The 18,666-nt window shown below is 63.2% G+C and carries 15 protein-coding genes; 3 read left to right on the forward strand and 12 right to left on the reverse strand.

Going from position 1 to position 18,666, the window contains the following annotated elements:
* Window positions 1–76 precede the first annotated feature (76 nt).
* On the forward strand, window positions 77–3,787 hold the full coding sequence (locus PSV05_RS03525; protein WP_300061559.1) for an indolepyruvate ferredoxin oxidoreductase family protein: 3,711 nt from the start codon (window positions 77–79) through the stop codon (window positions 3,785–3,787).
* Between the two features lie 79 nt (window positions 3,788–3,866).
* Here PSV05_RS03525 and PSV05_RS03530 read toward each other — a convergent pair whose 3' ends face one another.
* From PSV05_RS03530 to folE, 5 genes are all read right to left on the reverse strand, one after another.
* Window positions 3,867–4,688: a murein L,D-transpeptidase catalytic domain family protein gene (locus tag PSV05_RS03530; RefSeq protein ID WP_345782232.1), complete on the reverse strand. Its 822-nt coding sequence runs from the start codon at window positions 4,686–4,688 to the stop codon at window positions 3,867–3,869.
* A gap of 106 nt (window positions 4,689–4,794) precedes the next feature.
* A complete protein-coding gene (locus PSV05_RS03535) occupies window positions 4,795–6,684 on the reverse strand; it encodes a hypothetical protein (RefSeq protein WP_300061563.1) in 1,890 nt (629 codons plus the stop codon).
* A gap of 125 nt (window positions 6,685–6,809) precedes the next feature.
* Complete coding sequence (locus PSV05_RS03540; RefSeq protein WP_300061566.1) at window positions 6,810–8,072, reverse strand: TCR/Tet family MFS transporter; 1,263 nt, start codon at window positions 8,070–8,072, stop codon at window positions 6,810–6,812.
* Between the two features lie 58 nt (window positions 8,073–8,130).
* Window positions 8,131–8,718: a DUF2239 family protein gene (locus PSV05_RS03545; protein ID WP_300061569.1), complete on the reverse strand. Its 588-nt coding sequence runs from the start codon at window positions 8,716–8,718 to the stop codon at window positions 8,131–8,133.
* Between the two features lie 75 nt (window positions 8,719–8,793).
* On the reverse strand, window positions 8,794–9,387 hold the full coding sequence (gene folE, locus PSV05_RS03550; RefSeq protein ID WP_300061572.1) for a GTP cyclohydrolase I FolE: 594 nt from the start codon (window positions 9,385–9,387) through the stop codon (window positions 8,794–8,796).
* A gap of 63 nt (window positions 9,388–9,450) precedes the next feature.
* On the opposite strand from folE, the gene PSV05_RS03555 reads away from it, so the two are divergent.
* Window positions 9,451–10,527, forward strand: coding sequence for a type II CAAX endopeptidase family protein (locus PSV05_RS03555; protein WP_300061574.1), 1,077 nt, complete (start codon window positions 9,451–9,453; stop codon window positions 10,525–10,527).
* A gap of 36 nt (window positions 10,528–10,563) precedes the next feature.
* On the opposite strand, the gene egtD is transcribed toward PSV05_RS03555, so the two are convergent.
* Both egtD and egtB read right to left on the reverse strand, forming a co-directional pair.
* On the reverse strand, window positions 10,564–11,526 hold the full coding sequence (gene egtD, locus PSV05_RS03560) for an L-histidine N(alpha)-methyltransferase (protein WP_300061577.1): 963 nt from the start codon (window positions 11,524–11,526) through the stop codon (window positions 10,564–10,566).
* Window positions 11,523–12,827, reverse strand: coding sequence for an ergothioneine biosynthesis protein EgtB (gene egtB / locus PSV05_RS03565; protein ID WP_300061580.1), 1,305 nt, complete (start codon window positions 12,825–12,827; stop codon window positions 11,523–11,525). Before egtB ends, egtD begins: the two co-directional genes overlap by 4 nt.
* Before the next feature lie 101 nt (window positions 12,828–12,928).
* Between egtB and PSV05_RS03570 the strand changes: the two genes are divergently transcribed.
* Window positions 12,929–14,089: an aminotransferase class V-fold PLP-dependent enzyme gene (locus PSV05_RS03570; RefSeq protein WP_300061583.1), complete on the forward strand. Its 1,161-nt coding sequence runs from the start codon at window positions 12,929–12,931 to the stop codon at window positions 14,087–14,089.
* 102 nt (window positions 14,090–14,191) lie between these two features.
* Here the strand turns inward: PSV05_RS03570 and PSV05_RS03575 are convergent, their stop codons facing one another.
* The 5 genes from PSV05_RS03575 to PSV05_RS03595 all read right to left on the reverse strand — a co-directional run bounded on the left by PSV05_RS03575 (window position 14,192) and on the right by PSV05_RS03595 (window position 18,665).
* Complete coding sequence (locus tag PSV05_RS03575; protein ID WP_300061586.1) at window positions 14,192–14,653, reverse strand: hypothetical protein; 462 nt, start codon at window positions 14,651–14,653, stop codon at window positions 14,192–14,194.
* A 157-nt stretch (window positions 14,654–14,810) separates the two neighbouring features.
* Window positions 14,811–15,038 carry a hypothetical protein gene (locus tag PSV05_RS03580; protein ID WP_300061589.1) on the reverse strand — a complete coding sequence of 76 codons (228 nt, stop codon included), beginning with the start codon at window positions 15,036–15,038 and terminating at the stop codon, window positions 14,811–14,813.
* Between the two features lie 166 nt (window positions 15,039–15,204).
* Complete coding sequence (rmuC, locus tag PSV05_RS03585; protein ID WP_300062249.1) at window positions 15,205–16,479, reverse strand: DNA recombination protein RmuC; 1,275 nt, start codon at window positions 16,477–16,479, stop codon at window positions 15,205–15,207.
* A gap of 147 nt (window positions 16,480–16,626) precedes the next feature.
* Complete coding sequence (locus PSV05_RS03590; protein WP_300061592.1) at window positions 16,627–17,961, reverse strand: patatin-like phospholipase family protein; 1,335 nt, start codon at window positions 17,959–17,961, stop codon at window positions 16,627–16,629.
* A complete protein-coding gene (locus PSV05_RS03595; protein ID WP_300061595.1) occupies window positions 17,958–18,665 on the reverse strand; it encodes a VIT family protein in 708 nt (235 codons plus the stop codon). Before PSV05_RS03595 ends, PSV05_RS03590 begins: the two co-directional genes overlap by 4 nt.
* Between the last annotated feature and the right edge of the window lies 1 nt (window position 18,666).

Genomic DNA, 18,666 nt, shown 5'->3' on the forward strand with positions numbered 1-18,666 from the left:
TGCCCCACTGCTAAAATGCCGAGTCTTTGCCCGAACGCCGCAACCGCGGCGTTTTCGCCTGTCCGGAACACCTGCCATGACCAGCACCGCCGAACTCTCGTCCCCGGCCTCGGCCAATACCTCGCTGACGCATGACGTGGTTGATCGCGACTACACGCTGGATGACAAATACCGTCGCATCCAGGGCCGGATCTACCTGAGCGGCGTGCAGGCACTGGTGCGCTTGCCGCTGATGCAGAAGCTGCGTGACGAACGCGCCGGGCTGAACACCGCCGGTTTCGTCAGTGGCTACCGCGGCTCGCCGTTGGGCGGCTTCGACCTGGAACTGTGGCGCGCACGCAAACAGCTGGACGCAGCGCAGGTGAAATTCCAGCCGGGCCTCAACGAGGACCTTGGCGCGACCATGGTCTGGGGCACCCAGCAGACCAATCTGTTCGAAGGCGCGAAGGTCGAGGGCGTGTTCGGCATGTGGTACGGCAAGGGCCCGGGCGTGGACCGCTGCGGCGATGTGTTCAAGCACGCCAACGCAGCCGGTACCTCAAGGCTCGGTGGCGTGCTGGCGCTGGCAGCGGACGATCACAACTGCCGAAGCTCGACCCTGCCGCATGGCAGTGAACAGGAATTCGTCAGCGCGATGATGCCGGTGCTCAACCCGGCCGGCGTGCAGGACATCCTGGACATGGGGTTGCTGGGTTTCGCGATGTCGCGCTTCACTGGCCGCTGGGTCGGTTTCAAGACGATTGCCGAAACCGTGGAATCCTCCGCCTCGGTTGATGTGGATCCGTTAGCGATCCAGATCGTGCTGCCGGGCGATGACGAATTCGAAATTCCGGAAGGCGGCCTCAACATCCGCTGGCCGGATCCGCCGCTGGACCAGGAAATGCGCCTGCATCGTTATGCGGTGAAGGCGGCACAGGCTTTCGCACGGGCCAACAAGATTGACCGCATCGTGATTGATGCGCCGAGCGCGCGACTGGGTATTGTCACCACCGGCAAGAGTTACCTCGACGTGTTGCAGGCTCTGGAATATTTGGGCCTTGATGAGCGCGCCTGCTTCGACCTTGGCATCCGCGTGTACAAGGTCGGCATGACCTGGCCACTGGAGCCGGTCGGCATCCACGCATTCGCGCGCGGGTTGCAGGACATTTTAGTGGTCGAGGAAAAACACAGCTTCATCGAGTCGCAGATGAAGGAAATGTTCTACAACTTCGACGGCGAGCGTCCCAGCATCGTCGGCAAGTACGACGAATCCGGCGAATGGATCCTGCCTTCGACTGGCGAGCTGACGCCGGCACGGATCGCCGCAGTGATGGCGAAACGCATCCAGCGTTTTCATGATTCAGAACACATCCGCACTGTGCTGGCGTGGATGGAATCCAAGGAAGGCGAGCTCGCATTGCCGCGCGCCAACTTCCCGCGCGTGCCGCATTACTGCAGTGGCTGCCCGCATAACACCAGCACCAAAGTGCCGGAAGGCTCACGTGCGCAGGCCGGGATCGGCTGCCACTACATGGTGACGTGGATGGACCGCGACACCGACACCTTCACCCACATGGGCGGCGAAGGCGTGACCTGGGCCGGGCAGGCGGCCTTCACCGACACCCGCCACATTTTCCAGAACCTGGGTGATGGCACCTATTTCCACAGCGGTTCGCTGGCGATCCGCCAAGCCGTTTCGGCAGGCGTCAACATCACCTACAAGATCCTCTACAACGATGCGGTGGCGATGACTGGCGGCCAGCCGGTGGACGGCACCTTGAGCGTGCCGCAGATTGCCCACCAGATGCGTGCCGAAGGCGTGCAGGTCATCGCGATCGTCAGCGACGACATCGAAAAGTGGACCGACCCGACGATTTTTCCATCGGGCGTAAGCTTCCACGACCGCCGCGAACTCGATGACGTGCAGAAGACACTGCGCGAAGTGACCGGCACCAGCATCCTGGTCTTCGACCAGACCTGCGCCACCGAGAAGCGCCGTCGCCGCAAGCGCGGCAAGATCGTCGATCCGCAGAAACGCGTCGTGGTGAATTCGCTGGTCTGCGAAGGTTGTGGCGATTGCGGGCAAAAGAGTTTCTGCGTCAGCGTGCTGCCGAAGGACACCGAGTTCGGTCGCAAGCGCGACATCGATCAATCCAACTGCAACAAGGATTTTTCCTGCGTCGAAGGCTTCTGCCCAAGTTTCGTCACCGTGCACGGCGGCAAGCCGCGCAAGGGCAGCGTTCCCGGCAAGAGCAGAGCATCCACTGCGGAACGTCTGGCCGACTTGCCGATGCCGCAGTTCGCCAGTGACCTCTGCCAGCCGTGGAACATCCTGATCACCGGCGTCGGTGGCACCGGCGTGGTCACCATCGGCGCGCTGATTGGTATGGCTGGACACTTGGAAAACAAAGGTTCCTCCGTGCTCGACCAGACCGGCCTGGCCCAGAAGGGCGGCGCGGTCACCACGCATATCCGTATTGCGAAAACACCGGCCGACATCCACGCCGTTCGCATTGCCGCCGGCGAGGCCGACCTGGTGCTGGGTTGCGACATGGTGGTGGTCAACGACTATTGGGCACTGTCCAAGATCCGCGCCGGCCGCACGACCGTGCTGCTCAATGCCTACGAGGCGATGCCGGGCACATTCACGACTCGCCCGGACATGCAGTTTCCAGCCGCCGACATCATCAAAGCGGTCAGCACCGCCCTGGAAGGCGGGGCGCCGCAACAGGTCGATGCCACCCAGATCGCGATGGCGCTGATGGGCGATGCGATCGCCTCCAACCTGTTCATGCTTGGCCATGCCTGGCAGCAGGGCCTGGTGCCGGTGTCGCTGGATGCACTGATGCGTGCGGTCGAACTTAACGGCGCTGCAGTGGAAATGAACAGGACCGCATTCGCCTGGGGCCGCTTGGCCGCCATCGACATGCCGGCGGTGATCGATGCCGCGGGTATCGTGCGCAATGCCCCGACCAAGGCCGAGGCCACCGCGCATGTGTTGCCGATGCTCGGTGCGACTGCCAATGAAGCGCACGAGTCCGGACTGTCGTCGCTCGCCGCCGACTTGCGCAGCGAAGACGAATTGCGTCACGTACCGGCCAACGCCGGCAGTGATGTCGCCTTCCTGCCGCTGGATGACGCACGCCTGTCGCGTTCGCTGGATGAGGTGATCGCGCGCCGCGTCGTGTTCCTCACCGACTACCAGAACGCGCGCTACGCGAAGCGCTATTCGGACTTCGTTGCCAAGGTGCGCGCGACCGAAAGCGCGAAGGCACCCGGCAGTACCGACCTGTCGGAAGCGGTGGCTCGATATTTCTTCAAACTGATGGCCTACAAGGACGAATACGAAGTCGCGCGCCTGTACACCAGCGGCGATTTCAAGCGGCGTCTGCAGCAGCAATTCGAAGGCAACTACACGCTGCGTTTCCACCTCGCGCCGCCATTGCTCGCAAAGAAGAATGCCAAGGGTGAATTGATCAAGCGCGAATTCGGCCCATGGGTCTATCACGCGTTCGGCGTACTGGCGAAGTTGCGTGGGCTGCGCGGCACGCCGCTGGACATGTTCGGTTACACATCAGAACGACGCGGCGAGCGTCGCCTGATCGGCGACTACGAGAAGACCGTATCGAGCCTGCTGGACAAGCTTGATGGTGGCAACGCAGACCTGGCCGCCGCCATCGCCAGTATTCCCGAACACATCCGCGGCTACGGCCACATCAAGCACGCACATCTTGAAGCCGCCAAGGCGCGCGAGGCGGCATTGCTGCAGGAATGGGCGAATCCGCTGCGGATCGTGCAGGCGGCTTGACGATCAAAGCCACCGCTGCATCAGAAAGCCCCGCTTCGGCGGGGCTTTCTTTGGGTAACGGTCGAAGCTATGGAATTGCTTAGGATGATGCGCCAAGACTGGCGACCCGATGCCCATCGGACCGCGGTGCACGCCCCATCGCCAGGATCTGCGCAGCGCTTCGACCATCGCAGGCGAAGCTGCGCCCGTCGCGCAGCCATGCCGCGTCGTCGGCATAGGCAAACACCAGGTTGCGTTGCTTGAGCTCGTCGATCACCACCTTGGCGACCTGCTCGCGCAGCGCCGGGCATCCTTGGCTGCGGCCAAGCCGGCCTTGGGTGCGGATCAAGTCGGGGTTTGCGTACCACGCACCATGCATGACGATCGCGCGGGGCCTGGCGTTGTCATTGAAACCGGGATCCAACCCATCCATGCGCAACGAATAGCCGTTCTTGCCGATATAGGTCTCAGCGGTGCGGTACAGCCCCAGGCTGGTCTGGTAACTGCCTTCGTTGTTGGAAAAATGCTTGGCGAAATTTTCACCACTGCCGGAACCATGCGCGACATATTCGCGATGCAGCAAACGGCCTTCGACCAGGTCGAATATCCATAGCCGCTGTTCGCTCGACGGCCGCGAATAGTCGATCACCGCAAGCCGTGCATCGGCGTCGGCATCCCCGTTGCGGACCGCGCAACTGCGCGCTTCCAGCGCAAGCGCCAGTACGCCAGGATCGGCATCCGGTGCGAGCACCAGCAACTCACTGAGTTCGCGCGGCCGCGGATCGATGGTCATGGCGTGCGGACTCGGCGCTGCTGGCACGACCGCGGCGATGCGTGCAGGCTCGGGACGACGATCAGGCCCGGCGCAGCCTGCCAGCAGGCTCATCGTGGTCATGGTGAGGAAGATGTGAAAACGACGCATAGGCGCGACCTTAACCGGCATCGCGCCTTGATGTCGCTGAATGCGCGCACCGAAGCTGAATGCTTCGGTGCGCGCATCAACGCATGCCTTGCTTCAAGGCATGCAACTACTTGCGCGCCGTGAGAATCTGCGTCAGGTAATCCGGCTTGTCCTTGATCCGCTCCAGGTGCGGATAGCGCAGGCCGCCGTGGTAGTCGAGCTTCACCGTGCGGTAGCGGTCGAACTCCTTGAGCATCAATTCGATCGGTGCCGTGCCGTCCTTGGCCGCCTTCACCGCGTCCTCCAGCACATCGCCGTCGTAGGCCTGGCCATTGACCGCGATGACAGTGGCCCCGCTGCCAATGCCGGCATTGAACGCCGGACTGTCCCAACGCACATCGCCAATACTGCCGTCCTTGCTGATCGACAGGCCAAGTGAATACACGAAGTCGGCACCGCCGCGGGTATTGCCCTTGGCGAAGTCACTGGGCTTGTCCTTGAACACCAGCTTCCAACCGCTGGCCTCGATGCCGCCGGTCAGGCTGGTCTTGCCGTCCAGGCGGGTGCGCAGGAAGCTCGCCCAGTCATAGGCATACACGCCGTTGAGGGTCGCCACCACGTCTTCGAAGGTGTAGGTGTTCTGCACCTCCCATTCGCCGTTATTGACGCCGAAGAAGGCGCGGGCGAAATCATCCAGCGACTTCTTGTTGCCGGTCTTGGCGCGAATCAGCGCATCGGCCTCCAGCCAGATCATCTGCCCGGCCGAGTAATAGTCCTCGCTCATCTGGTAGTTGCGATACGCGCGCGGCGCACGCGTGGCGATGATCGGGTCGTTGGTGGTGTCCTGCACGTTGCGCCAGCCCAGGCCCGGGCGGTTTTCGGCATAGGTGGCCGCCACCAGTGCCAGCGCGTCGATCGAGGCCGGCAGCGGGCGCATGCCACTGCGCGCGGCCAGCACGTTGCCCCAGTACTGGGTTTGCCCTTCATAGACCCATAGCAGGCTGTCCTGCATCGGCACGTTGAAGTTTGGCGTCCACAGGTCCTTGCCGCGCCGGTACTTGCCGTTCCATGAGTGGGTGTATTCGTGCGCCAGCAAGTCGGTGAAGCCCTTCTTCTCTTTCCAGTCGGTGAAGTAGTCGGTGCCCACGCCGTTTTCGCTGGAACGCTGGTGTTCCAGGCCATTTCCGCCCATCTGCTCGGACAGCGAGAACAGGAACTGGTAGTGGTCGTAGTGTTGCGCGCCATACAACTTGAGCGCCTGCGCGACCATCGCCTGATGCAGCTTCACCTGTTCGGGTTTTGCTTCCAGGAACTTGGCGGCATCGGCCACCACGCCCAGCTTGACCGGCACCTTGCTGCCGGGTGGGGTCAGGTCGATGTTCTTCGTGTAGCGGCCCGCATAAACCGGCGAATCGACCAGGATATCGAACGGCACATCCTTGTAATCCACGGTGCTGCCGCTGCGGGCATCCTCGTCCAGGGCGGTGAACGCGGTCCAGCCGGCGGGATAGGTGACGTGGGCGTCGAACATGATCTGGTGGGTGTAATACCCGGCCGGGTACAGCGCAGCCGACAAGAACTGCAGGTTGAGCATGTTCGGGGTCATCACCACCCGCCCCTGCGACCCGGAGGTGGGCGTCAGGAAGTCGAACTCGGCGGTGATTTCAGTCGCGCCTGCAGGCACATCAATGTGGAAGGCGGCCACATCCAGCGTGTCGCGCTTCCAGTCCAGCTTCTGGCCGTTGGCCTTGAAGGTGATGCCGGCAATCTTGTCGATGGAATTTTTCGGCGAATGCCCACCCGGCACCCACATCGGGTACAGCAGGGTCAGCGGGCCTGCCTGCACGGGGATGGTCTGCTTGACCCGGAAGATGCGCTGGGCGAGGTTGGTGGCATCGACCTCGATCTTGATCGTGCCGGGATACGGCACATCGCGTGGCGGCGGGATTTCCTGCGCCGAAGCACCGGCAGCAAGCAGGGAGGCAAGGGCGAGACACAACAGGCGCGGGCGCAACATCGGCAACTCCAATGACACGGGACAATTCCCGAATCCTACGCAAACGCGCCGCCAGCGCCTCTGCCGAAAGCCATGGATGCTGGGTTAAGCATCACAGTTCACCCTGCATGGCCCAATTCGAGACGTCAGCCCGCAACTTCGGGTTCGATGGCCGCCGCCATATGCGCGGCATCGGTGAAACGCAGCGTCACCAGCCAGGCAACCACCAGCAGCGCGGCAGCGATCAGGAACGGAATGCCCGGCAACTTCACAGGCGCCGCATCGCTGACAAACCAGCCAAACGAACCCGCGAAGATCGCCGGCCCGACGATGCCGGCCAGCGATACCAGGCTGGTCAATGCACCCTGGATCCGGCCCTGCGCGTCGGCGCCAACCTGACGGGTGATCAAGGACTGCGTGGCTGGCGCGGCGATCGCCCACAGCGCGCTGATCGGCAGGCCCAGCAGGAAGATCCAGCCCTGCCCGGCTACGCCATATACCGCAAACCCGACCGCGCCGCAGGCCAGGCCCAACAGCACCGCGCGACGCTCGCCCATCGCCTTGACCATGCGGCCAACCAGCAGCACGTTGACGATCACGCTGAGCACGCCAACCAGCGCCAGCACATAGCCGACTTCCTTCTGCCCCCAGCCATAGCTGTAGTCGGCGAACAGCACGAAGATGCTGGGATACACGTAGTGCGCGAGGTTGGCGATGAAAATGACTGCAGCCAGCCCGAATACCTGCGGATAGCTGCGCAGCAACTTCAGCGAGCCCACCGGATTTGCATGCGACCAGTCAAAGCGCATGGTGCGTTTTTCAACGGGAAGCGACTCCGGCAACACGAACACGCCGTAGCAGAAGTTCAGTAATGCCAGTCCGGCGGCGAACCAGAACGGCAGGCGCAGGTCGATATCGCCGAGCACGCCACCGATCAACGGGCCGATGATGAAGCCCAGGCCGAACGCCGCACCGATCATGCCAAAGCCCTTGGCGCGATCTTCATGCGTGGTGACATCGGCGATATAGGCATTGGCGGTGGTGAAGCTGGCCGAGGTGGCGGCGGATATGATCCGCCCCACGAACAGCCACGCCAGCGACGGCGCCAGCGCCATGAACACGAAATCCAGGCCTAGCCCCAGGCACGACAACAGGATCACCGGACGCCGGCCATAGCGATCAGACAAGGTGCCCTGGATTGGCGAGCACACGAACTGGATCAGCGAGAACGCCACCCCGAATCCACCCACCCACCAGGCTGCGGTGGAAATGTTGCCGCCCACCATCTGCTGGACCAGGTGCGGCAGCACCGGAATGATCACGCCGAATGCCAGCACGTCGATCAGCACGGTGATGAAAATGAAAGCCAGCGCCGCCTTGCGGGCGGCCGGCGCTACGGATGCATTCAAGGGATGGTCTCGATAGGGTGTCGCAGCAAGCGATCGAAGTGCGATCCAAGCTGACGGGTCAGTGCACGAAGGCGTCGGCAGCCAGCAATGATGCATGCTCGCGCACGTCATCGGGCCATTGCGCGAGGGTTTCCTCGAAGCGGGCGATGTCGCCGGCGAATAGCGCACGGGTCGCATCTTCGTAATCCGGAAGGTTGCCGGCCAACGCATGCATGAACCGGTAAGCGGCTTCCTGCGCCACGCGGCGGCGGCCGCCATCGGCGGTCACCTTGCGCGCTTCCTCGACCAGGCGCCGCAACGTCACCGAAGCACCACCAGGTTGTGCAGACAGCCAATCCCAATGGCGAGGCAGCAAGGTGATCTCGCGGGCGACCACGCCCAGTCGCGGGCGCCCGGGACCTCGCGCTGGCGCGGGTGCCTCATCGGCTTCGGTGGGCTGGGCATTGAGTGTGCGCAACAGATCGGCCGCCGCCAATTCCAGCGGTAGTTCCACCACCACGCCCGTGGCGTCTTCGAACACCAGGATCGGCTGGCCGGGTTCGCTGTCGAACACCTGCTTGGCTTTCAGGGCGACATGGCGTAGCTCGCCGCTGGCGATCCGTTGGGTGCCGGCGAAGGCGGTGCAGCGCAGGGCAGGCGTGGGCATGGCGAGTCTCCGGAGCAGAGACGCATATTACCCGGGTTAAATTAGCCGGGCAAGCCCCTCAAGAGTTTCGACGAATCACCGCCCCAGGCCGACATCGATGAAACGCAGGAACTCGGCACGGGTGCGGGCGTCCTCGCGGAAGCTGCCCAGCATCTTGGATGTGATCATAGAGACCCCGCGCTTGTGCACGCCCCGAGTGGTCATGCACTCGTGCGAGCCCACCACCACTACGCCGACACCCAACGGCTGTAGCGCACGTTCGATGCAGCCGGCGATCTGCGCGGTCATCTTTTCCTGCACCTGGAAACGCTTGGCGTAGGCCTCGACCACCCGCGCCAGCTTGCTGATGCCGACCACCTTGCCGTTCGGCAGGTAGCCCACGTGCACCTTGCCGATGATCGGCGCCATGTGGTGCTCGCAATGCGATTCGTATTCGATATCGCGCAACACGATCAGCTCATCGTAGCCGCAGACTTCCTTGAAGGTGCGTGCCATGTATTCATCGGGATCGAGGTCGTAACCCTTGAACCATTCCTGATAGGCCTTGGCGACGCGCTTGGGCGTATCCAGCAATCCTTCCCGCGCCGGATCCTCGCCCGCCCAGCGCAACAAGGTGCGCACGGCTTCTTCGGCCGCTTCGCGACTGACATCGTGGCGGGTGTCGCTCATGTTGGCTCCGGCGGAAACGTGTCTGTGGTGGCGCATGGTAAACCAGCGCCACTTGGCGGCCTCATGAAGAAACCCACCTTGACGCCTTGCGTGCCCGGTTCTATCACACCATGCCGACGTTGGTCTCAATCCCGCGTGGCAGGCGACGCGCCCGCGATATATTCCCAGCACTTCAAATCGCTTCGATTCCGTGGAGAGGCCATGTCGCACGAATATCCCAATCCAGACCCCGCCCTTCCCGCGATAGTGGAAGGCAACGGGCGACGGCATGTCCGCCTCGTCTTTCGCATGTTGGGATCGCTGCTACTCGGCTGGATGGCAATCTGGGGTTCGGTAGTGATCGTCGGAAAGGGACTGGTGCCGCTGGTCGATACGTTGTTCCATCCCGGGCCTGATGTGCTCAGCGTTTTCAGACGCAGCTGCATCTTCCTCGCAGTCACAGCCGGCTACTGGGCCTATGTGCACTGGCATGAGAAGCGCAAAGCAACCGAACTGCGGTTGCGGCCGGCTCCGTTGCTGCTGGGCGGTGCCAGCGGTGTCGCGCTGATCGCGCTTCCGATCGCTGTGCTGTTCGCACTCGGCGCCTATCAAGTGGTGCAGTTCCGTGGCGTCTCCTCTTCGCTGATGGGGGTGGCGGGACTCCTGGTCATCGCCGCCACGTTGGAAGAACTGACCTTCCGCTGCCTGCTGTTCCAGGTGCTGGAGCGACACTGGGGAACGAGCATTGCACTGGCGGCACAAGCCGTGCTGTTCGCCCTGCAGCACTTGGAGAACGTCGCCCAAGGTAGCGCCGTCGATGTGGCGACGATGCTCGTGTCGGTGACTCTGGGGGGCCTGCTGTGGGCCGCAGTGTTCATCCTGACGCGCAACCTGTGGGCGACGGTCGCCAATCACGCGGCGTGGAACTTCACCATCCTGCTCAGCGGTGTGCCGCTCTCCGGGATAGAGGACTGGCGTGCGCTGGCGCCGCTGGAAAGTCGGTATGCCGGACCCGACTGGCTGACCGGCGGAATGTTCGGCCCGGAAACTTCACTGCTGGTGATCGCGACGATGAGCGTGGCAGTGGTGCTGTTGCTGCGCATTGCATCGCGGCGTGGGGCGTTCCTCGCACCGATCGAAAAGAAATGGCAAGAACCCTAATGCGGCTGAAGCCGCTCCTGCAAAATGTGCAGGACGTCAGACGCGCTGCAGCAGCCGCAGGCCGAACCAGTCCTGCGGATCGTTCCAGCCACGCACCACCTTCAATTCCGCCTCGGCGGCCATCGCAGCGAAGCCCGCGTCGGTGTACTTGTGGCTGTATTCCACTTGCATGGCCTCGCCTTCGGAGAAATCGAAACTGCGCCCCTGGACCTGGACGGTCTGCTGCTTCTGGCTGACCAGGAAGGTTTCGATGCGGCCACGCTCGGCCGCGTAGTGCGCGCAATGGGTAAACCCTTCCAGATCAAAATCGCTGCCGATGTCGCGGTTGAGCCGCGCCAGCAGGTTGAGGGTGAATGCCGCGGTGACGCCGGCGGCATCGTTATAGGCGGCTTCCAGGATCTGCGGCGATTTCTGCAGGTCGATGCCGAGCAGCGCACCGCCGCGGTCGCCCATGGTCTGGTGCATCGCTCGCAGCAGGCGCAACGCCTCGGGAGCGGTGAAGTTGCCCAAGGTCGAGCCGGGGAAGAATACAAAGGCGTGTTCGGCCTTGCGCGCAGGCTTGGGCAGCGGCACCGGCTGGGTGAAATCGGCCAACACCGGCAATACCTCGACATCGCCGAACTCGCGGTCCAGGCGCTCGACGCTGGCCAGAAGTGCGCTGCGCGAGATCTCGATCGGCGTATAGGCGACCGGATCGTCGAGCGCGTCGAGCAGGATCCGGGTCTTGCGGCCGCTGCCACTACCGTACTCGACTACATGCGCGCGCGGCCCGACTTCGTCGGCGATCTCCGCGCCGCTGGCTTGCAGCAGCGCCAGCTCGACACGCGTTAGGTAGTACTCGGGTTGATGGGTGATCTGTTCGAATAGTTCGGAGCCGCGCTTGTCGTAGAAATATTTCGACGGCAGGCGCTTGGGCATGCGCGACAGGCCTGCCAGCACATCGCCGGTGATGTCGTCGGGGCTTGGATGCAGGTCGGTGAGCTTGAGAGTGGCGTTCACGGCAGGTCCTTCGCCAGGCGCAGGCCGGAGAACTGCCAACGGTCTGGTGGATGAAAGAAGTTGCGGTAACTGGCGCGCAAGTGGCCGGCTGGGCTGGCGCAGCTGCCACCCCGCAATATCCATTGGCCGCACATGAACTTGCCGTTGTATTCGCCCAATGCACCGGGCAGGGTGCGGAATCCAGGGTAAGGCATGTACGCGCTGGAGGTCCACTCCCAGACGTCGCCGAACATCTGTTGCAGGCCGCCGCAGTCTTCGCCAGCCAGCGGATGCAATGCGTCGCTTTCGACGAAATTCCCGCGTACCGGAAGCGCCGCCGCGGCGTGCTCCCACTCGGCCTCGGTCGGCAAGCGCGCGCCGGCCCAGCGCGCGAAGGCGTCGGCTTCGTAATAGCTGAGATGGCTGACCGGCGCGTTCGGATCGAACTCGCGTTGGCCACCCAAGGTGAACTCCCGGTCGCAGTCATCGTCCCAATAGAGCGGGTGCGCCCACGCCTCGTCCTGCACACGCGACCAGCCTTCACTCATCCACAAGCTCGCATTGCGATAGCCACCGTCGTCGATGAACTCGCGGTACTCGGCGTTGCTCACCGGGCGATGGGCCAGTACATGGGGGTGCAACAGCACGCGATGCCGCGGTGTTTCGCTGTCGAAGGCGAAGGCTTGGTGCTGCGGCCAAGCCGGAGCGCCGATCTCGACAATACCTTCGCTACCTGTGATCCAGCGCAACGGATGCGATGACGCCATGCCACCGCCGACGTGTTCCAAATCTTCCCGATAAGCAGGATGCAAAGGATTTCGCGAGAACGCGTGCTTGATGTCGGTCAACAACAGTTCCTGGTGCTGCTGCTCGTGGTGCAGGCCGAGGGTGATTCGTTGCAAGGCCTCATCGCCGAAGTCGCCGCGTTCGAATCCCTGCGCCATTCGCGCATCGATCTCCTCGCGATAGGCGAGCACCTGCGCCAGGCCAGGCCGGGTCAGCAGGCCACGTTGCGGCCGCGCATGCATCGGACCGACGCTGTTGTAGTAACTGTTGAACAGGTAATCCCAATCGTCGTGCACGACGCGGTATCCGTCGCGCATGCCGAGCACGAACTGCTCGAAGAACCAGGTGGTGTGCGCCAGGTGCCACTTGCTCGGGCTGGTGTCGTCCATGCTCTGCACAGTCGCGTCTTCCGGCGATAGCGGTGCAGCGAGCGCCTGTGTCCTCGCGCGCGCTACGTCATAGCGCGAAGCGGGCGTTGCGTCATCAACGACAGCATCTGGTCGGGAAGAGCCAAGGGTGGTCGTGGTGTCAGGCATGCAGGAAGGTATACGTTTGGAAGGCGCAATAAGTAACGATTAATCAGCGCTAGTGATGGCCGCGTGCACGCATGAAGGCTCATGAACGCTAAAGTCCGATGATGCCGACCCAACACGCCAGTGACCAGACGAGCTTGCGCGGGTTATTCGCATTGCCCGATGACATGCTTTACCTGGACAGCGCCGCGCACGGACCGCCCTTGAAAACGGTGCGGGCGGCAGCGACCGCCGCATTGCAGCAAAGCACGACGAGTTGGTTCGGGGGAGCACGTTGGCGCGATGACGTGGAACGCGTGCGCGCGCTGGCATCACAATTATTCGACCACGACGCAGATGCCATCGCGATGATCCCGTCGGCGGCATATGGCCTGAGCATTGCAGCGCGCAACATCCCGCTGCAGGCGCAGCAATCGGTGTTGGTGCTCGAAGGCCAGTTCCCGTCCAACCTGCTGCCATGGCGGCAACGCTGTGCCGAGGTCGGCGCCAATCTCGTATTCGCCCGTCGCAACGACGACCAGGATTGGACCGCCGCCGTATTGGACGCGCTGGATGCGCATCCCGGGATCAATGTGCTCGCCCTGCCGCAGGCGCACTGGCGCGATGGCAGCCTGCTGGACCTTGCGCGAATTTCGGATCGTGCACGTGCACGTGGCGCCAGTCTGGTCCTGGACCTGAGCCAGAGCCTTGGTGCAATGCCGGTGGATCTGGAGGCTTGGCGTCCGGACTTCGTCGTCGCTGTCGGCTACAAATGGCTGCTTGGCGGTTACGGACTGGCCTGGCTTTGGGCAGCATCACAATGGCGCGACCACGGCCAGCCACTCGAGCAAGGCTGGATGGCGCACGACCGCGATGCGCTATGGCAGGTGGGCAGCAATGGCGATGTGATGCCCTTGGCCGGTGCGCGCCGATACGACGCCGGCGGCGTCTGCGATGCACTGAGATTGTCGATGGCCGAGACGGCTCTCAAGCAGGTGCTGGATTGGGGCATTGCAGATATCGCCGTGCAACTGCAGCGACGTACCGCTGCACTGGATCATGCGTTGCAGATGCATGGCCTGGGTTCGCTGCGCACGCACAACCACGCGCATCACATCTGCGGTGTGCAGTTGCCGCCGCAGCGAACCGATGCGGTGGCCCGCGCGCTATCCGACGCGGGCATCATCACTACCATTCGCAACGACTGCGTACGCATTGCTCCGCACCTGCATGCTGGCATCGATGAAATGTCCCGACCCATCGAGATCATCGCCAAGGCGCTTTGAAGCACCAAACGTGACACGACCGCGCTGCGCGGTGCATGAAGAAGGCCGCCTTGCGGCGGCCTTCGGTATTGCATGCGTCACGTACTTGGGGAATGCGCGACCTTAGCGGCCATCGCCGTCGGCATCACCCGGCATCTTGCGTTCGATGTGATGCCAGCCATCGCGTACTGCGCTCTTGGCCTCGGCCCAGCCCAGGCGAGAATCCGCCTTGGCGGTATCCCAGTTGCGCTCCAGTGTGTCCGACACGTCCTCGAACTTCTTGCCCTGGTATTGGCCGTAGGTGTCATAGCCATACTTGTAGGCAGGCTGGTAATCGCGCCACTCGCTGCCACTCACGTAGTACGGCGCCGACTTGTAGTTGCTTTCGAAGTGGGTGGCGTACTCGGTCGGGTTGACCGCTTCCGCGACCGCATCGCCGCCCTTGGCACCCAGAACGCCGCCGGCAATCGCGCCGATCACGGAACCAGCCGGACCGCCGACTGAACCCACTGCGGCACCCGCGATAGCGCCTGCAACTGCGCCAGTACCTTCACCGATGCTGTGGTCTTTTTTGATGTCACTCATGTGTTGTGCTCCGTCTGGTGTGAGAAGCCGGCCTCAATCCCTTGCCGACGCGATCAGCATCGGTGCATGCGCATCAAATCGAGATGAAAAAAATGTTGGTAGCGTGTTCACAGTCAGGAAGCGATCAGCTAGGTGATTGCGGCGTCAAGTCCGGCAATCAGGCAATCGCATGCCCGCTATTGTTCGGCTTCCAGCCAAGCAAACGCGCCGGCAATGTGAGCAGCGCATACAGGAACGCGAATAACGCCGAGAATGTGATGCCGACCAGACGGAAAGGCAACGACAGCATCCAGAACAGCGGCCACAGCACCAGCGCCAGCAATGCCAGCGGCCAGCACAACACCAACAGCACGCACCACAGCATCAGGGTGATCAAGGTCTTCACGATTGGCGCTCCGTCTCACAACGCTGCACGCGCAGCAGTTTCAAGCGTCGTGGTTGCGGCCGGGGTACGCAAGCGGAATGCGATGAAACGAGGTATGGGGCGATGGAGGCTTCGAAAAGAGACCGGAAGGAATCAAGGCGCGTTGATTGTCTTGTTTCCGTTTCGACTATTCGTCGTCACTCAACTCATCATCCCCAATCTCCAGCAACCGCCCGCTCGCCTCGGATGAAAGCGACTCCACGCCACGCAACTTGCGCTCAATCGCGCGGGTGCGCACGCCGGCGGATTTGATGCTGTTCTGCACCGTGGCCAGCTGCTTGTGGGTTGCGTCCAGCACGGCGCCAAACTTTCCAAATTCGGTCTTCACGGCGCCGAGCAATTGCCAGACTTCGCTGGAACGCTCTTCGATGGCCAGCGTGCGGAAGCCCATCTGCAGGGCATTCAGCACAGCCAGCAAGGTGGTCGGGCCGACCAAGGTGACCTTGTGCTCGCGCTGCAGTGTGTCGAACAAGCCGGGGCGGCGTAGCGCTTCGGCGTACAGGCCTTCGGTAGGCAAAAACAGCAGGGCGAAGTCGGTTGTGTGTGGCGGCGAGACGTATTTGTCGCGGATCTTCTTCGCTTCATCGCGGATGCGGCGTTCCAGCGCCATGCCCGACTGCTGGGCGGCGGCGGCATCGGCATTTTCATGGGCTTCCAGCAGGCGTTCGTAGTCCTCGCGCGGGAACTTGGCATCCACCGGCAGCCAGATGGTGCCGCCATCCGGGCCACCGGGCAGGCGAATCGCGAATTCCACGCGCTCATTGGAATCCGGAACCGTCGCAATATTGGTGGCGTATTGCTCGATTGTAAGGATCTGTTCCAGCAACGCGCCCAGCTGGGTTTCGCCGAAGGTGCCGCGATCCTTGACGTTGCCGAGCACACGCTTGAGGTCGCCGACGCCGGTCGCCAGCGACTGCATTTCACCCAGCCCGCGCTGCACCTGTTCCAGCCGTTCGGACACCAGTCGGAACGATTCGCCGAGGCGGGTTTCCAACGTGGTCTGCAGCTTCTCGTCGACCGTCGCGCGCATCAGCTCGAGCTTTTGCGCGTTGTCGGCCTGCAGTTCCTTCAAGCGCGCTTCCAGCGTGTCACGCATCTCGCCGATGCGTTGCTCATTGCGTTGGGTCAGTTCGCGCAATTGCGCACCCAACCCATCGGCAAACTGCTGTTGCCGGATCGCCGCGTCCTGGCGACCCTTGTGCGCGTCGTCGCTCAGGCTGCCGCGCAGCACGTCGAGGCGCTGGTCGGTGCGTTCGGTGAGATCATTCAGGCGCAGGCCGAAGGTTTCGATGCGCTGTTCCTGCGCCTTGGCCATGCTGTCCAGCTGCGCGCGCAACTCGCTGCGGCCATCGCGCTGTTCGTTGCGCAGGGCCTGTTCCAATGGCTCGCGCAACCGTGCCATCGCCGCATCCGGCTTGCGCAGCAGCAACACCACCAGCAGAACGATGGCGACGGCCACCGCCAGCAGCAACAGGATCAACAGCAGGGATGAGTCAGGCATTGCGCCAGTGTAGCGGCAGGCGTCGCAGCAGCTGTGACCTGGACTGGGCTACGGCCCCAGTGCCTGCAGCAGGGCCTGGAATTGCGGGTGTTCCCGCAACAACCGGCGGCCAGCATCGACCAGTTCATCGACTTGTTGCGGGCTCAGGCTGAAGCCGGTCGGCACCGCTTCCAGCCGCGCACGCAAGTCCGTATCCGGCAGGTCGCGCAGGGACACCGCGACCAGGTGCCCTTGCACCGGGCGCGAGGGCGTGGACACGTCAGCAGTCCATTGCTTGAGGCTGTCCTGCATCAGCTCAAGGGTGGCTGCGTTGTAGCGTTGCAACTGGATGTCGGTCATCGCATCGATGGAACGTGCGATGGATGGCGCGCGTCGGCTGAGTCCGAGGCCGGCGCCGGCATTCGCAGATGAATCCACCGATATCACCACCATGTGCGCGGCCGGCGTGCGGTCGATGCGGCGCAGGAAGGCCGACAAACCACCGGCCAGGTCGATCCCTTCCTGGAATGCGCGCAGACCGAGGTTGTCGGTCAGTCCACCATCGGCCAAGTGGATATAGCGGCGCGTCTGTTTGTCGCGATAACCCTGGAGGCCATCGATCGCCTGTTGCAGCTGCGGTGATTCGTCGTCCTTCACCTTCGAAACCTGTTTGGCCGGGCTGCAGGTGGCGTAATTTTGCAGCACGACCGGCTCGAACAAGACCGGCACCGCTGACGATGCGGCGACGGCATCGGCAATGGGGAAGCTCAACAGGTCGGAGCACAGCAGGTCGAACTGGCCTTGCAGGAAAGCAAAGCGGTTGCCGCTTTCCAGGTCCGATGCATTGATGATCACCAGCGGACCATTGCGCTTTTGCAGATCGGCAAAGCGTGCGCCCTGGAAGATCGTGCGGCCATATAGCTGGGCCGCCGCCGCGCTGCGTCCTTGCGGCGTGAACCAGCGCAGCGGATTGAGCACCTGGCGCAGCAGGTCTGCATTGAGGTCGCGGCGCAGGACCTGCTGCTCGAACGCGGGAAAGGTGGCATCGCCATGCAGCCCGTAATACGCCGCGGTGAAACTGCCGCCGGACACGGCGCTGATCGCGTCCACTTCGTCCAGCAAGGTCGCGCTGCCGTTCTTGGCCGGCACCTTGGTGTCACGCAATTCCAGTAACACGCCATAGGCAAGCGCTGCCGCACGCGCACCGCCGCCGGAGAACGCCAGCGCCACCGTGATTTCGTCCGGATGCTGGCCGGGTCGCTGGCGGCCGATGCTGTAGGCGTCAGTGTCGTCCTGCGTCAGCGCGCCATACCGGGGCTGGTTGTCGATGCTGGCATAGGTGGCGCAACCAACCAGCAAGGGCAGCAAACCCGCCAGCAGACCGACGCGCACCACCCGGTTCATCCGGTCGCCACTCCAAACAAACGGCCGATCAAGCCGGTTGCACCCAGCGCCATCGCGCCCCAGAACAGCACGCGCAGCGCACCCTTGGTCATCGAGGCGCCACCCAGCCTTCCCGCGAGTGCGCCGAGCACTGCCAACAGGATCAAGGTCACGACACTGATGGCTATCGGCAGGCTGCTGCCGTGCCAGAGCCAGGCCAGCAGGATCGGCGGCAACGCGCCGACCGAAAACGCCGCAGCCGAAGCGAGCGCCGCCTGTACCGGCCGCGCGGCGAGTGCTTCGCTGATGCCAAGCTCATCGCGCAAATGGGTGCCGAGCGCATCGTGTGCGGTCAGCTGCTCAGCCACCTGGTGCGCCAACGCCTTGTCCAACCCGCGCTGCACGTAGATGTGGGTCAACTCCAGGAGTTCTGCTTCCGGCGCATGCTCCAGCTCACGGCGTTCCTTGGCCATATCGGCCGCTTCGGTGTCGGCCTGCGAACTGACCGAGACATATTCGCCCGCGGCCATCGACAGCGCACCTGCAGTCAGGCTGGCAACCGCCGTGATCAGGATGATCTGCGGCGTGGCATTGGCAGCCGCCATGCCCACCAGCAGCGAGCTGGTGGAGATCAGACCGTCATTGGCACCCAGCACCGATGCGCGCAACCAACCGATGTGCTTGGTGCGATGTCCCTCGTGGTGTGGCTTGGCAAGTTTGATCATG

The organism is Thermomonas sp. (assembly GCF_029945965.1).
GTDB lineage: Bacteria > Pseudomonadota > Gammaproteobacteria > Xanthomonadales > Xanthomonadaceae > Thermomonas.

Bases quoted from the DNA above. Each gene is read 5' to 3' on its own strand.
- PSV05_RS03530 (WP_345782232.1), bottom strand. From the start codon at position 4,688: ATGCGTCGTTTTCACATCTTCCTCACCATGACCACGATGAGCCTGCTG.
- PSV05_RS03535 (WP_300061563.1), bottom strand. From the start codon at position 6,684: ATGTTGCGCCCGCGCCTGTTGTGTCTCGCCCTTGCCTCCCTGCTTGCT.
- egtB (WP_300061580.1), bottom strand. From the start codon at position 12,827: ATGCCTGACACCACGACCACCCTTGGCTCTTCCCGACCAGATGCTGTC.
- PSV05_RS03595 (WP_300061595.1), bottom strand. From the start codon at position 18,665: ATGATCAAACTTGCCAAGCCACACCACGAGGGACATCGCACCAAGCAC.
- PSV05_RS03555 (WP_300061574.1), top strand. From the start codon at position 9,451: ATGAAGAAACCCACCTTGACGCCTTGCGTGCCCGGTTCTATCACACCA.
- rmuC (WP_300062249.1), bottom strand. From the start codon at position 16,479: ATGGCACGGTTGCGCGAGCCATTGGAACAGGCCCTGCGCAACGAACAG.
- PSV05_RS03545 (WP_300061569.1), bottom strand. From the start codon at position 8,718: ATGCCCACGCCTGCCCTGCGCTGCACCGCCTTCGCCGGCACCCAACGG.
- PSV05_RS03590 (WP_300061592.1), bottom strand. From the start codon at position 17,961: ATGAACCGGGTGGTGCGCGTCGGTCTGCTGGCGGGTTTGCTGCCCTTG.
- PSV05_RS03575 (WP_300061586.1), bottom strand. From the start codon at position 14,653: ATGAGTGACATCAAAAAAGACCACAGCATCGGTGAAGGTACTGGCGCA.
- PSV05_RS03570 (WP_300061583.1), top strand. From the start codon at position 12,929: ATGCCGACCCAACACGCCAGTGACCAGACGAGCTTGCGCGGGTTATTC.
- PSV05_RS03525 (WP_300061559.1), top strand. From the start codon at position 77: ATGACCAGCACCGCCGAACTCTCGTCCCCGGCCTCGGCCAATACCTCG.
- folE (WP_300061572.1), bottom strand. From the start codon at position 9,387: ATGAGCGACACCCGCCACGATGTCAGTCGCGAAGCGGCCGAAGAAGCC.